Here is a 14,281-nt window from a genome sequence, read left to right as displayed (position 1 = left end):
CCTGTTACGAATCCGTGACTAGATTGTGGGTTGCGTCCGCATCCGCGCGGCGATACGGCAATGATGCTCGGGCTTTGCCTCCCTTTGGGGAGGCTGGGAAAGCAGCTATCTGCCCGTTGTCGCTGCGACGCGGTATGTTTATGATGAAACCACAGCGGGTATCGGCGCCATGCCGCCCCGCTTCATTTGTGTCGAGAACCGGCAAAAAACGATCAGGCGAGAATCAGGTCTTAATGCGTAAAGCATCCAGCAAGAGCTCGGGGGGCTAGTCGTCATGTTGCAGCAGCCCGGGCCGGGACCGTCCCGCCGCGCGCAACGCGGCTCCGGCGGTCCGCGCGTGATGATCTACAGCCACGATACGTTCGGCCTCGGCCATCTCAGGCGCTCGCGCGCCATTGCCAATCGCCTGGTCGAGCGCCATCCAGACGCCTCGATCGTCATCATTTCCGGTTCGCCGGTGATCGGCAGCTTCGAGTTCGGCGACGGGGTCGATTATGTGCGTGTACCCGGCGTGGTCAAACATGCCGACGGCAACTACACCACGCTCAGCCTCAACCTCACGCTCGACGAAGCGGTGGCGATGCGCGAGGGCATCATCCTGCAGACGGCGCGCACGCTGAAACCGGACCTGGTGATCGTCGACAAGGAGCCGACAGGTTTCCGCGGTGAATTGCTGCCGGCGCTGGAGGAACTGCGCCGGGCCGGCGCCCGCATCGTGCTCGGCGTGCGCGACGTGATGGACGAACCCTCGGTGCTGGCGCCCGAATGGGAGCGCAAGGGCGCTGTCGACGCGCTCGTGCGCTATTACGACGACATCTGGGTCTACGGCCTGAGCGAGATCTACGAGCCGCTGGCGGGGCTCGACCTGCCCGACCATGTCCGCCGGCGCATCGTCTATACCGGCTTCCTGCGCCGCGAACTGCCGCCCCAGCCGCAATTGATCCGCTATCCCAAACTGACCAAGGGACCCTTCGTGCTGGTCACCACCGGCGGTGGCGGTGACGGGCATGAGCTGGTCGACTGGGTGCTCTCCGCCTATGAGCGAGATCCCGGCATCCCGACTCCTGCACTGCTGGTATTCGGGCCGTTCGTCGCCCGCGACCGGCGCGGTCCGTTCATGGAACGCATCGCCCGCCTGCCCAATGTCGATGCCATCACCTTCGACGCCAAGATCGAGCATCTGATGGTGAAGGCTCAGGGCATCGTCTCGATGGGCGGCTACAACACCTTCTGCGAGATCCTGTCGCTCGACAAACGGGCGCTGATCGTGCCGCGCACAACGCCCCGGCGCGAACAGACGATTCGGGCCGAGCATGCGACCCGCCTCGGGCTGGTCTCGATGCTCGACGGCAACAACCTCAATCCCGGTGCCCGCCGCGATCCGCTGGAGATGGCGCAGGCGATCCGCAACCTGCCCGACCAGCCCTTGCCGTCCAAGGCCTTCCTGCCCCACCTGCTCGAAGGCCTTGATCGTATCGAACAATTGGCGACGCCCTGGTTCGAAGCCAGGCTGAACACCGTCCCGCTCGGCCGCGTTGCCGGGACCTGACCTTTCTCCGGGTGCACGGACATCGCAACATGCTTGCATGTTGCGATGTCCGTTCCTGGATGCTCAGCTTTTGCAGGATTAGGAAGAACGGGCAGGATGCCCGTGCCCCCGGAAAATCCCCTCGACGCGGGTTGTCCCCGACCCGGCTTCTCCCCAACGGATCTTGATGTCTTCCACCCGCTCTCCCATTGCCATCGTCGTCAAAGGCTATCCCCGCCTGTCCGAGACCTTCATCGCCCAGGAGATCCTGGCACTGGAGCAGGCGGGCTTTGCCTTCGAGATCTGGTCACTGCGCCAGCCGACGGACGGGGCCGTGCACATGCTGAACCGGCAGATCAAGGCCAAGCCTGTCTATCTGCCCGAATATCTGCATCAGGCGCCGCTGCGGGTGCTGACGGGAGTGCTTGGCGCCCTGCTTCGACCCAGGCTGTTCAAGCTGATGAGGATGTTCCTGCGCGATCTCCGGCGCGATTTCAGCGCCAGCCGCGGCCGCCGCCTCGGCCAGGCCCTGGTGATGGCGCGGGAGCTCGATCCGGCCATCCGCCATATCCATGTGCATTTCCTGCACACGCCGGCCTCGGTGGCGCGCTATGCCGCCCTGCTGACCGGGCGGACCTTCTCTTTCTCCGCGCACGCCAAGGACATCTGGACCACCACGGATTGGGAGAAGCGCGAGAAGATCGCCGACAGCCAATGGGGCGTCACCTGCACGCGCGGCGGGGTCGAGGCCTTGCGGCGCCTCGCGCCGGCGGATGATCCCGATCGCGTCAGCCTCGTCTATCACGGCCTCGATCTCGGCCGCTTTCCCGCGCCGCCGGCCGAACGGCCGTGGCGCGACGGCAGCAATGCCGAAGCGCCGGTCGAATTCGTCACCGTGGGGCGCGCCGTCGCCAAGAAAGGCTTCGACGATCTGCTCACGGCCCTGGCGCAGCTGCCTCCGAGCCTCTCCTGGCGCCTCACCCATATCGGCGGCGGCGAATTGCGCAAGGCGCTGCAGGCCCAGGCCGAGCGGCTGGGCCTGGCCGATCGCATCATCTGGCGCGGGGCGCTGGCGCAAGGCGAGGTGATCGAGGCCCTGCGTGCCGCCGACCTGTTCGTGCTGCCCTGCAAGGAAGGCGAAAGCGGTGACCGCGACGGGCTGCCCAACGTGATCATGGAAGCATCGACGCAGGCCCTGCCCATCCTCTCCACGCGTTTCGCAGGGGTGCCGGAATTCGTGCGGGAAGGCGAGGAAGGGCTGCTGGTGCCACCGGGCGATCCGGCGGCCCTCGCCGGGGGGCTGTGGACCCTGGCCACGGATCCGGCCTTGCGCCAGCGCCTGGGCGAGGGTGCCTATCGGCGCGTGCGCGAGGCTTTTTCCTTCGAAGCGGGCATAGCGGTACTGGCCGGCAAGTTCGATGGCGTGCTGGCCGGGCCTCGCGCGGCCGCCGTGCCGGCGCCGGTGCTGGCGGGGCAGCGCCCGTGAGCCGCCTCGACAGCTTCATCCGCCGGGTCAGCGCCCAGCGCGACGTGCTCGACCATGTCTGCGGCCTGATCGCCGGCCTGCCCGGTCCGGTGCTCGAACTCGGGCTCGGCAATGGCCGGACCTTCGATCATCTGCGAGAAAGACTGCCCGGCCGCCGCATCGTCGCCTTCGACCGGGCGCTCGGGGCGCACAGGAGCTCGATCCCCTCCGAGGAAGACTTGGTGCTCGGCGAAATCCGGGAAACCGCCGCCCGCTTCGCCGGTATCGGCGCCGCGCTGGTGCATGCCGACATCGAGACCAATTATGCGGAGGTCGATGCGGAGACGGTACTCTGGCTGCCGCCGCTGGCGGCCGGCCTGCTGCAGCCCGGCGGTATCGTCGCCAGCGGCCTTCCTTTGCAGCATTCGGCGCTCCGGCATCTCGACCTGCCAGCCGGCGTGCCGTCCGGGCGCTATTTTCTCTATCGGCGCGTGGCCTAACCCGGGAGCGCGGACGTCCTCGTCCGCCACTTTCTCTCCTCAAGCGAAGAGCTTCCAAGAGCGGACGAGGACGTCCTCGCTCCCAGGAAAAGGCGTCATCGTCGAGATTGAATCTTACGGATTTCGTAGGATGATGGCGGCACTGAACTCAAGCGGCGGGCGGGTCCCTTGTCGGCGCTTCCCCTTTCCCAGCACATGCGCTCGCTGCAGCGACGGCTGCGGCTGATCGCCGGGCTCGTACTGCTCGTCTTCGTGACGATGCACCTCGTCAACGCGGCCCTCGGCCTGATCTCCATCGAAGCTATGGAGCAGGCCAAGCCGTTTCTGCAATTGCCCTGGCGCACCATGCCGGGCCTGGCGCTGCTGTCGGCCGCGGCAGCGGTGCATGGCGTTCTCGGTCTCATGGCGATTGCCAAGCGGCGGAGCCTGGCCTTGTCGCGCACGGACTGGGTGCAGATCGTGCTGGGCCTGCTCGCCACGCCCCTCTTGATCAACCACATCCTGTTCGCACAGGTGTTCAGCCTGATCGATGCCGGCTTCAAGCCCGATTTCGGCCTGGTACTGGCGGCGTACTGGCATTTCGCCCCCGCCAATGCCCTGCTGCAGGTGCTCGCCGTGGTGGTGGTCTGGGTGCATGGTGCGGTGGGGCTCTATACCTGGCTGGTGCTCAAGCCGGTCTGGCGGCGCCTCGGCCTGATCCTGACGCCGCTGTTCTTCATCCTGCCGGTGGCCGCCCTGCTCGGCTTCGTGCAGGGCGGCAAGGATGCCATGGCCAGGCTTGCCGCCGAGCCCGAATGGCAGGCGGCGATCGCTGCCAGCATGGGGCGTTTCGGCGCGGCGCAGGCCGAGATCGCCACTATCCGCGACGTCACCCTGCTGGCCTATGCCGGCCTGGTGCTGTTGGCTTGCGGTGTGATGCTGAGCCGTGTGCTGAAGAACCGGCAGCGAGTGGTCGGCGTGCATTATGACGGCAATCTTCTCGGCCAGGGACGGCCCGGCCTCTCCCTGCTCGAGATCAGCCTGTCCAGCGGCATTCCCCATGCCCATGTCTGTGGGGGCCGCGGCCGGTGCGGGACCTGCGTGGTCGCCGTCGACGAAGGGCAGGCCAATCTGTCGCCGATCGGTGTCGACGAACGGGCGACGCTTGCGCGCATTCACGCCAGTGCCGGCCAGCGTCTGGCCTGCCAGGCCCGATTGCTGGGTGAGTCCGTTTCGATCAGCCGCCTGCGTCCGGCCTATGCCGACGTCACCGCGGCGCGCGATCCTGCGGGCTGGACGGCGGCTTCGGCCGGCGGGGCCATATCGCAACCCATCGCGTCGCAGGCCGCGCCATGAGGATACGCAGCATCCTTTCTATCCTGGCAGGCGCTTCGGCTGCCAGCCTGGTCCTGCAGCGGGTTCAGGCGGAAACGCTCGCCGCCGCCGCGCTGATCCAGGACCAGACGGTCGAGCAGGGGCAGCTTTCGGCCTTCGTGGCCAGCCTGCTGCAGGCTGCCAAGCATCGTCTCTCCGGCATTGCCAACAGTCTCACCCTGGCACCCGGCGAATTCGCCCGCCTTGCCTCGGACGTCTCCACCGCGATGCCGACCGGCAACGGCATCGTCACGCTGACCTATGGCCTCATCCTGCTCATCGTCGGCGCGGGGGCCGAATGGCTTTACTGGACCTATGCCACGCCGGCGGTGATCGCGCTGGAGGCGGCTGCCGTCACGAGCCGCCGCGAGGCTTTCAGCCTCGCCATGCGGCGCCTCGGCCTGCGGGCTTTTGGCCTGGTCCTGTTCGTGGTGGCCATTGTCGGTGCCGCCGCTTATTTCGACTGGCCGTCCGGTTTCGACGGCTTCGTGATCGCCTCGATCCTGCTCATCGTGTTTGTGCGTCTGGCCTGGCTCATGGCGGACGTCATTGCCGCGCCCGGCCATCCGCAATTGCGGCTCGGCGACATCGACCCCGCCCGGGCCCAGCGCTTCGTGGCCGCCTTTGTCGGCATGGGCTTCCTGCTCGCCCTCAGCCATCTCCTGCCCGAACTCCTGGAATATGTCGCCGGCGCGCCGCATGCGGCTTCAACGGTGCGGGTGATCGCCGCCACTCTGATCACGGTGATCGTGCTGGCCGGCGTTCTGACCGGGTTGAGGCGAAACCGGGCCGTCGCCAGGGCAAGCGGCCGGCTGCTGCCGCGATTTCCCTATGGCTTTCTCGCCGCCGCGCTGATCCTCGGTATCTACGGCGTCTGGCTGGCGGCCGGCTCGACGCTCGCGACGTTGCTGGCGATCCTGGCCATCGTCGCGGCGGTGCAGATGCGGCTCAGGCGTTGGGTGTTCTTCTTCTGGCCCGAGGAGGTGACGCCGGACGGCAACACCATCGGTGCCGGCCTGCTGCCGAACATCGTGCTGTCGCTGTCGCGCTATGTCGTGGTGCTCACCGGCATCGCCGCCGCCCTCCTTGCCCTGGACGCGCCGATGCGCAACATGGCGGGCAGCGACAGTCCGCTGATGCGCTTCGTGCTGCACCTGCTCGGCGTCGCCGGCCTGGCGCTCGTGGTCAATGTCGGCTGGGTCGCCATCCGCGAATTGATCGACCGGCGCCTGCGTGCCATCGGGCCCTTCGACCCGCATGCCGAGCCCGGCCCCAATGCGCGCCTGCGCACCCTGCTGCCCTTGCTGCGCATGACCAGCGCCATCGTGCTCCTGGTGCTGCTAGTGCTCTCCGCCCTGTGGACGCTAGGCATCGAGATCACCCCGCTGCTGGCCGGCGCCGGCGTGCTCGGCCTCGCCGTCGGCTTCGGGGCCCAGGCCCTGGTGCGCGACATCATCGCCGGCATCTTCTATCTGGTCGAGGACGTCTTCCGCATCGGCGAATATATCGAGAGCGGCTCGAGCACCAAGGGCACGGTGGAGCGCATCACTCTGCGTACCGTCGCGCTGCGCCACCACAACGGGCCCCTGCATTTCGTGCCCTATGGCTCGCTCGGCACCGTGCGCAACAATTCGCGCGATTGGGTGATCGAGAAGTTCAACCTGCCGCTGCCGGTGGGCGTGGATTCCGAACTGGTGCGCAAGCTCATCAAGAAGGTGGGCGAAGGAATGCAGGCCGATCCCGATATCGGCCCGCTGATCCGCGAGCCGCTGAAAGCCAAGCTCTACCGCATCGACCCTGGCATCAAGATCTTCCGCTGCAAGTTCCAGACCGCGCCGGGCAAGCAGTTCGACGTGCGGGCCGAGGCCTATAAGCGCATCGAGGTCGCCCTGCAGGCCGCCGGCATCCGCTTCGCGGACGGCCTACAGACCGTGGTGATCCCCGGCTCACAGGTGAGCCCGGGATCGCAGATGCCCCCGGGCGGGCAGCCGGCTGTCGCCTGACGTTTGCCGCTCTTCAGGCGTTCCCGTCGATTCGGATGATCCGGTAGACCGCGGCAGGCGGCAGGTTCCAGAGAGCGCCGCCGATGCGTTTTGCCTGCAGGCCGAGATCGGCGAGGACAGCGCGGGGAACCGGGCAGCGCGGACCATAGGTGAACTGGTAGAAGGCGCCATCCGGGCGCAGATAGTGGAAGGCGCCCGCCACGATATCCGCCACCTTGTCGGGCGGCATCGACAGCAGCGGCAGGCCGCTGACCACGGCACCGACGGGACGGCCCTGATAAAGCGCATGCCGGGCAAGATGGGCGGCATCCATCGACAGGATGCGAGCACGGGGGAAGCGGCGTTCCAGCATGCGGGCAAAGTCGGCGCCGAATTCGATCAAGGTGAGATCGCCTTCGGCGATGCCGCGTGCCAGCAGGGCCCGGGTGAACACGCCGGTGCCGGGGCCGAGTTCCAGTACGGGGCCGTGCGCCGGCGTGATCTCGCGGGTCATCACCCGGGCGAGCGCGTCGCTGGAGGGCGCCACGGCTGCCACGCGCAGCGGGCTGGCGATCCAGGCCCGGAAGAAGCGGGAGAAATCGGCACAGGACGTGCCGGGATCGGTCAAACGAAGCTGGGCTGATGGTTCGGCCATGTCACACCTGTCAGTTCTTCGGAAATGGCCCAGAGGCGGGCTGCGAGGGCGGGGTCGCGAGCTTTGTCGCCGACCCTGGCGTCCCCGACCGGCCCTTTGAGCTCGAACATATTCTGAGGGCCGTAATAGCCTGAAGGCATGGCCTCGGGCGCCGTCGCTGCGAACAGCGTCGGCAATGCCCCCTCGGCGGCGGATTGGGACATCAGCGGCTGCATCAGCCTTGTCAGCCATGCGATCGGATGGGGGCGGCTGCGGCCAAGGCGCGGTCCGCTGGTCTGCAGATCCGTGACGGCATAGCCGGGATGGGCGGCATTGCTGGTCAGGTCCCAGCCAAAGGCATTGCTGCGCCGCTGCAATTCGAAGGCAAAGAGGATCATAGCGAGCTTGGACTGGGCATAGGCCCGCCAGGGCTTGTAGCTTGTGCGCCATTGCAGGTCGTCGAAATGGATATCGGCCAGCAGCCGGTGGGCGCCGCTGCTGAGATTGACGACGCGGGAAGCCTTGCCCCGGCGCAGCAGGGGCAACAGCCGGCCGGTGAGGGCGAAATGACCGAGATAGTTGGTGCCGAACTGCAGCTCGAAGCCGTCCCGGGTTTCATGACGGACCGGCGGCGTCATCACGCCGGCATTGTTGACGAGAAGATCAAGCGCCTCCTGTTCGTCGCGGAGGCGGGCGGCAAAAGTCGCGACGGCGTCGAGATCCGCCAGATCGAGGTCTGCGTAGCGGATGGTGGCGGCGGGGCTGTGGGCGCGGATGCGGGCGAGCGCCTGCTGCCCCTTGGCCGGGTTGCGCCCGGTCAGCAGGACATCGGCACCCGCCCGTGCCAGGGCCAGGGCCGTCTCGTAGCCGAGGCCGCCGGTCGCGCCGGTGATCAGGACGCGCCGCCCCTTTTGGGGCGGCATGTCACTGATAGTCCAGTCCAGGCTGGTTGCACTCATTGTGTCAGGCCCTCAGCAAGGCCGGAAGTTCGGCGCCGTCGAAGTCGGTGGAGGCGCTGACCTCGGCCCAATCGGCCGCGGCCTTCTGCCGGGCCGTCTCCGCCTGACGGAAGACGTGGAGCGCGTCACTGCCCAGGAGCAGGTGAGCCGGCAGTGTCTCGCGGGAGGAGATGTCGACGACGAGCCTGGCGATCTTCTCGGGGTCGCCGACCTCGTTGCCGACATAGGCCTTCATGCGCTTCAGGACCGCGCCGACGCTGGGCTCATAGTCGGGCAGGATGTTGCTGGCAGCGTCACGGGCCGTGTAACCCCAATCCGTGCGCATGCCGCCGGGCTCCAGGGCGATGACCTTGACGCCGAAGGGCGCGACCTCCTGGGCCAGCACCTCGGTGAAGCCGCCCACCGCCCATTTGGCAGCCTGATAGGCGCTGAGGCCGGGGGTGGCGACGCGTCCGCCGACGGAGGAGATATTGATGATGTGGCCGGATCGCTGGCTGCGCATCACCGGCAGCGCCGCCCGGATCAAATTGACCACGCCGAAGAAATTGGTCTCGACCTGGGAGCGGAAGTCCTCCTCCCGGGTCTGCTCGAAGGGACTGAGATGGCCGAAGCCGGCATTGTTGACGAGGACATCGAGGCCGCCATAGGCCGCCACGGCAACGTCGACGCCGCGGCGGGCCATGGCCGGATTGGTGACGTCGAGCGCCGGATTGAGCAGGTTGTCGCCATAAAGCCGCTTGAGGTCGGCAAGGCGCTCCGGATCGCGCGCCGTCGCCACCACCTTGTTGCCGGCGGCCAGCGCCGCTTCGAGGATCGAACGCCCCAGCCCGCGGCCGGCACCCGTGATCAGCCAGATCTTAGACATGATTCACTTCCCGTTTCGGTAAATAAAGAGTGTGCACTCACTCATTTAACCTGTAAAACAGCTTCGTTTTTCAAGCCGCCGTCAGCTTCCCAGGCCGCCCCAGAAGATCTGGAAGCCGGCCTGCTTGTAGGCTTCCCGCCTTTCCGGATCGCGCGCCGTGAATTCCAGGGTCGTCTCCGCGAGCGCCTCGAAGGAGGCGCTCAGGAACGCCATGGGCTGGTCCTTGAGCGGGCCCAGTGCATGGGCCTGTTCGAAGGCAGCACTGACATCGCGGAAAGCCGCACTGCCGGCCTGCCTGGTGGCCGGAGTGATGCGCTCGGATACGCCGAGCTGGCGCATGGCCTTGCGCTTCACCGGATATTTCGCGCCCCAGTCGATCCAGTGGCTCCAGATGTGCCAGGCACGCTCCCTGATGCTGGCATCCGGGAGGAAGCCTTGCATGATGGTACCGCCGAGTTCGGTCTTGAGGGTCAGATAGAGCTGGTTGAGCAACTCGTCCTTGTTGGCGAAATATTTGAACAGCGTGCCCTCGGCGATCTCCGCGCCTTGGGCGATCTTCGCCGTCGGCGCGCCGATCCCCATGGCCGCCACCAACCGGGTGGCGGATGCCAGGATCGCCTGGCGCTTTGCTTCGCTGAGGGGCCGTGCCACGGTTCGACTTCATTTGAGTGAGTACATGCTCATTTATAGGAGGCGCGAGACGCTTCGTCAAGATCCAAGATTGGGTTTCCGGCAGGGCGGACGTCTTCCGTCGGCGTTAACTTGAGGCGAGGGGCGCGACGCCAATCGCCCCTTCGCCCCGTAAGAATGGGTCGAGGCGGCTCATACGTCGAGCTTTATCGCCAACCGCCTCATCTTGCCCAATCCCTCAAGTCAGCGCCTATGAACGCCTTCATCCGTGCTCCCGGAAATGGCAGGCGCCGCCTTGCGGTATCCGCGAGGGCGGATCACAATACCGACGCCGAGGGATGATATTGTCGGAGGGAAGGAGATTCGGCCGCTTCAATCCGGTAACGCCGGGATCGCGGACCGTATCGAGCTCGCCGCCGCCGCATGAAAGCGGTGCCCGGGCCGGGAGGGGAGAGGCATGTCTGATACGGTCGGCCTGAGGCGCAAGCGCCGTTCCGGGCGGGTCCTTTAGTGGACATTCCGCGCCTGCCTGCCTTGCGGTCCTATCATTCCTGGATCGCCAACGAGACCCTGGAGGACTATTCGCTGCGCTATGCGGCGAAATCCTTCCGGCGCTGGTCGCCCTTCGTCATCGCCAATACGGCGCTCGGCGGCATTTCCTTCCTGGCGCTAGAGGCGATCGGTGGCACCATCACGCTGAGCTATGGCTTCGCCAACGCCTTCCCGGCCATCCTGGTCACCTGCCTGTTCGTGTTCGTGACCTCGACGCCGATCGCCTATTATTCGAGCCGCTATAACATCGACATGGACCTGCTCACCCGCGGGGCAGGGTTCGGCTATATCGGCTCGACCATCACCTCGCTGATCTACGCCACCTTCACCTTCATCTTCTTCGCCCTGGAAGGGGCGATCATGGCGCAGGCCCTGAAGCTGTTCGCCAATGTGCCGCTGGTGCTCGGCTACATCATCTCCTCGCTGGTGATCATCCCGATCACCTTCATGGGCGTCACCATGATCTCGAAGCTGCAGATGATCACCCAGCCGGTCTGGATCGCCCTGCACCTGCTCCCCTTCGTCTATATCGCCATCGGCCATCCCGGCACGCTCGGCGAATGGGTCGCTTTCGCCGGCAGCGCGGCAGGCGGAGAGGGGTTCAACCTCCTCGCTTTCGGCTCGGCGATCGGCGTGCTCGGTGCCCTGTCGATCCAGATCGGCGAGCAGGTCGACTTCCTGCGCTTCCTGCCGGACAAGACGGAGGAAAACCGCTGGCGCTGGTGGGCGGCGGTGATCGCGGCCGGGCCGGGCTGGATCGTGGTCGGCGGCTTCAAGATCCTGTGCGGCAGCTTCCTGGCCGTGCTGGTGGTCAGCTCAGGCCTGCCGCAGGCGACGGCGCTCGAACCGGTCCACATGTATATCAAGGCCTATGACTATGTGAGCGCCGATACCGCCGTGGTGCTGGCCGCCGCCGTGGTGTTCGTGCTGATCTCGCAGGTCAAGATCAACGTCACCAACGCCTATGCCGGCTCGCTCGCCTGGTCGAATTTCTTCTCGCGCGTCACCCACTACCATCCGGGCCGGGTGGTCTGGCTGATCTTCAACATCCTGATCTCGCTGCTGTTGATGCTGCTCGGCATCTTCCAGACCCTGGCGCTGGTGCTGGCCGTCTACTCCATCATCGCCTCGGCCTGGATCGGCTCGATCTTCGCGGATCTCGCCATCCTCAAGCCGCTCAAGGTCAGCCCGCCCTTCACCGAGTTCAAGCGGGCCTATCTCCACAATTTCAACCCGGTCGGCTGCGGCTCGATGGCGCTCGCCTCCATCGTCGCCGTGCTCTGCTTTATCGGCAGTTTCGGCACGTTGGCCGAGGCCTATGCGGCCCCGATCGCCTTCTTCACCGCACTCGTCAGCGCGGTCGCGATCGGCGTGGCGACCGGTGGGCGTTACTATCTCGCGCGCCCTCGGGAGGAAGTGGCCGCCCGCCGGCAGGCCATCGTCAAATGCGAGATCTGCGGCCTCGACTACGAGCGCCCCGACATGGTGCACTGCACCTTCTACGACCGGCCGATCTGCTCGCTGTGCTGCAGCCTGGATTCGCATTGCCATGATGTCTGCAAATCACCCGGCGGGGTGCTGGAGGACCAGCGCTCGCGCTATTTCGGGCGCACGCTGATCGGCAAGATCGCCCCGCATATGGGCCAGCGCCTGCTCAAGGTCGGGGGTGTCGGATTTGCGCTCACCATCGTCACAGCCGCGGTCTTCCTCATCACCTACCGCCTGATCGAACCCGGTGCCGAGGAGCCGCATCTCGACAGCGGCGCCCTGCTGCTCCGGGTCTTCCTGGCCCTCCTGCCGCTGCTCGGCATCGGCGCCTGGTGGATCGTGCTCTCCCATGAAAGTCGCGAACTCGCCGAGCGCGACCTCGTCGCTTCGCTGGGACGCCTGCACCAGGCCCAGCAGGAATTGGCGAGCAATGAGCGCCTGGCGGCGATCGGCCAGATGACCGCCACGGTGAGCCATGAATTGCGCAATCCGCTCGGCACGCTGGTGACCTCGGCGGATGTACTGAGGCGTTCGCTGCGCGACGCCGGTGAGCCGGTAATGGGCGAGTTGCAGCGCCTGCAGCGCAATGCCTGGCGCTGCGTGCGCATCATCGAGGATCTGCTCGACTTCTCGCGCAAGCGCCCGCTGGTGCTCGCGCCGGTCGCCATCGATGCCTGGGTCCGCCAGCAGGCCGGCGAGCAGGAAGCGGCCATCCGCGCCCTGATCACCCTCGACCTCAAGGCGAATTGTGCCGTGCCTGCCGACGCCGAACGGCTCCGCCAGGCTTTTTCCAACGTGCTCGTCAATGCGGTGCAGGCCTGCGAGGGCCGGGTACCGGACGAGGGAGCCATCACCATTTCCACGCGCCGGGAAGGGGAACGGATGGTGCTCGCCATCGCCGACAAGGGCAGCGGCATGTCCCCGGAGGTGGTCGATCGCATCTTCGAGCCCTTGTTCAGCACCAAGGCCTTCGGTGTCGGGCTCGGTATGCCGCTGGTCAAGCGCATCCTCGAACAGCATGGCGGTGAGGTCAGGGTCGAAAGCGAGCCAGGCGAGGGCGCGATGATATCGCTGGTCCTGCCCTGTGTTCCGGCGGCCCGGCCATGAAGGACGAAGACAGCGAACTGCCGGCGGACATCATCGGCGCGTCGGGAACTTCTCCCGGGGGCGAGGAGGCCGAAACGCGCTGCGTGCTGATCGTCGACGACGACGTCGATTTCGCCTCCAGCCTCGCCGGCCTGCTGCGCCTGGAAGGCTACCACACCCCGATTGCCCATGACCCGGCGGCGGCCCTCGATATGCTCGGCCGCGAGCGTATCGCCGTGGCGCTGGTCGACGTCCGCCTGGGCCTCGGCGATGGCGTCGATCTCGTCCGCACCCTGCGCCAGCACAGCCCCGATCTCGTCTGCGTGATGGTCACGGCCTATGCCTCGATCGAGACCGCGGTGGAGGCCCTCAAGGCGGGTGCCTATGACTACCTCTCCAAGCCCTTCTACACCGAGGAATTGCTGGCCCTGCTCGATCGCTGCTTCGAGCGCATCCGCCTGGTGGAGGAGAAGGGCCGGATTGCCGAGCGCCTCCGTCAGACCCAGCGCCTGGAGGCGATGGGCCAGCTCGCCAGCGGCATCGCCCATGACTTCAACAACATCCTGGCCGTGCTCTATTCCAACCTGCGCTGGCTGCAGGAACGGCTGGACGGCCAGCCGGAGCTGCATGAACTCGTCGCCGACGCGCTCGACGCCGCGCGGTCCGGCTCGGAGCTTGCCTCGCGCCTCCTCAGCTTCGGGGCCAGGCGCATGGACGAGACGGCGGTCATCGATCTCGGCAGGGAACTGCCGCCCCTGATGCGGGTTCTCGCCCGCACGCTGGGCGACAGGGTGACGGTGGTTCTCGAGGTGACGGAGGATCTCCATCCCGTCGAGATTCCGACCGGCCAGCTCGAGCCGAGCCTGCTCAATCTCGCTCTCAATGCCCGCGACGCCATGCCCGAAGGCGGGCGCCTCGTCTTTGCCGCTCGCAATCTCCTGGTGACGGCCGAAGATGCCCGCGTGGCGTCGGGGCTGCTGCCGGGCTCCTATGTACTGCTGTCGGCGACCGATACGGGACAGGGCATGCCGCTGGCGGTCCGGCGCAGGGCTCTCGAACCCTTGTTCAGCACCAAGCCCTCGGGGGAGGGCAACGGCCTCGGCCTCGCCATGGTCGATGCCTTCGTGCGCCAGGCCGGCGGGCGCCTCGGTATCGTCAGCGCGCCGGGCGAGGGTACCACGATCAATCTCTATCTGCCGCAGGCAAGGTGGGAGGGAGGTTGAGAAACCCCTCATCCGG

Annotated in this window: 11 protein-coding genes; 7 read left to right on the top strand and 4 right to left on the bottom strand. The window is 66.6% G+C overall.

Annotated features, from left to right (window positions below):
• The first annotated feature begins 274 nt into the window (after positions 1 to 274).
• The 5 genes from BA190_RS19685 to BA190_RS19665 all read left to right on the top strand — a co-directional run bounded on the left by BA190_RS19685 (position 275) and on the right by BA190_RS19665 (position 6,849).
• The gene (locus BA190_RS19685; RefSeq protein ID WP_156771601.1) at positions 275 to 1,549 is read left to right on the top strand and encodes a glycosyltransferase family protein; all 1,275 of its coding nucleotides are present in this window, start codon (positions 275 to 277) and stop codon (positions 1,547 to 1,549) included.
• A 166-nt stretch (positions 1,550 to 1,715) separates the two neighbouring features.
• Entirely contained in the window at positions 1,716 to 3,014 is a 1,299-nt protein-coding gene (locus BA190_RS19680; protein ID WP_068291109.1) for a glycosyltransferase family 4 protein, read from the top strand.
• Entirely contained in the window at positions 3,011 to 3,493 is a 483-nt protein-coding gene (locus BA190_RS19675; RefSeq protein WP_068291106.1) for a class I SAM-dependent methyltransferase, read from the top strand. Before BA190_RS19680 ends, BA190_RS19675 begins: the two co-directional genes overlap by 4 nt.
• 168 nt (positions 3,494 to 3,661) lie before the next feature.
• On the top strand, positions 3,662 to 4,828 hold the full coding sequence (locus BA190_RS19670; protein WP_068291105.1) for a 2Fe-2S iron-sulfur cluster-binding protein: 1,167 nt from the start codon (positions 3,662 to 3,664) through the stop codon (positions 4,826 to 4,828).
• Positions 4,825 to 6,849, top strand: coding sequence for a mechanosensitive ion channel domain-containing protein (locus BA190_RS19665; RefSeq protein WP_068291103.1), 2,025 nt, complete (start codon positions 4,825 to 4,827; stop codon positions 6,847 to 6,849). The genes BA190_RS19670 and BA190_RS19665 overlap by 4 nt, the downstream gene beginning before the upstream one ends.
• A gap of 13 nt (positions 6,850 to 6,862) precedes the next feature.
• Here the strand turns inward: BA190_RS19665 and BA190_RS19660 are convergent, their stop codons facing one another.
• The 4 genes from BA190_RS19660 to BA190_RS19645 all read right to left on the bottom strand — a co-directional run bounded on the left by BA190_RS19660 (position 6,863) and on the right by BA190_RS19645 (position 9,937).
• Positions 6,863 to 7,483 carry a class I SAM-dependent methyltransferase gene (locus BA190_RS19660; protein WP_156771600.1) on the bottom strand — a complete coding sequence of 207 codons (621 nt, stop codon included), beginning with the start codon at positions 7,481 to 7,483 and terminating at the stop codon, positions 6,863 to 6,865.
• The gene (locus BA190_RS19655) at positions 7,453 to 8,421 is read right to left on the bottom strand and encodes an SDR family oxidoreductase (RefSeq protein ID WP_068291097.1); all 969 of its coding nucleotides are present in this window, start codon (positions 8,419 to 8,421) and stop codon (positions 7,453 to 7,455) included. Before BA190_RS19655 ends, BA190_RS19660 begins: the two co-directional genes overlap by 31 nt.
• Positions 8,422 to 8,425: 4 nt before the next feature.
• Positions 8,426 to 9,286 carry an SDR family NAD(P)-dependent oxidoreductase gene (locus tag BA190_RS19650; RefSeq protein WP_068291095.1) on the bottom strand — a complete coding sequence of 287 codons (861 nt, stop codon included), beginning with the start codon at positions 9,284 to 9,286 and terminating at the stop codon, positions 8,426 to 8,428.
• A gap of 81 nt (positions 9,287 to 9,367) precedes the next feature.
• A complete protein-coding gene (locus BA190_RS19645; protein ID WP_068291094.1) occupies positions 9,368 to 9,937 on the bottom strand; it encodes a TetR/AcrR family transcriptional regulator in 570 nt (189 codons plus the stop codon).
• 489 nt (positions 9,938 to 10,426) lie between these two features.
• Between BA190_RS19645 and BA190_RS19640 the strand changes: the two genes are divergently transcribed.
• Both BA190_RS19640 and BA190_RS19635 read left to right on the top strand, forming a co-directional pair.
• Positions 10,427 to 13,063 (top strand): ATP-binding protein, encoded by a 2,637-nt coding sequence (locus tag BA190_RS19640; protein ID WP_068291090.1) that lies wholly within the window; start codon positions 10,427 to 10,429, stop codon positions 13,061 to 13,063.
• Positions 13,060 to 14,265, top strand: coding sequence for a response regulator (locus BA190_RS19635; protein ID WP_082979883.1), 1,206 nt, complete (start codon positions 13,060 to 13,062; stop codon positions 14,263 to 14,265). The genes BA190_RS19640 and BA190_RS19635 overlap by 4 nt, the downstream gene beginning before the upstream one ends.
• Positions 14,266 to 14,281 lie beyond the last annotated feature (16 nt).

This window comes from Labrys sp. WJW, from assembly GCF_001676615.1.
Lineage (GTDB): Bacteria > Pseudomonadota > Alphaproteobacteria > Rhizobiales > Labraceae > Labrys > Labrys sedimenti.
This window is presented reverse-complemented; position numbering and strand designations above follow the sequence as displayed.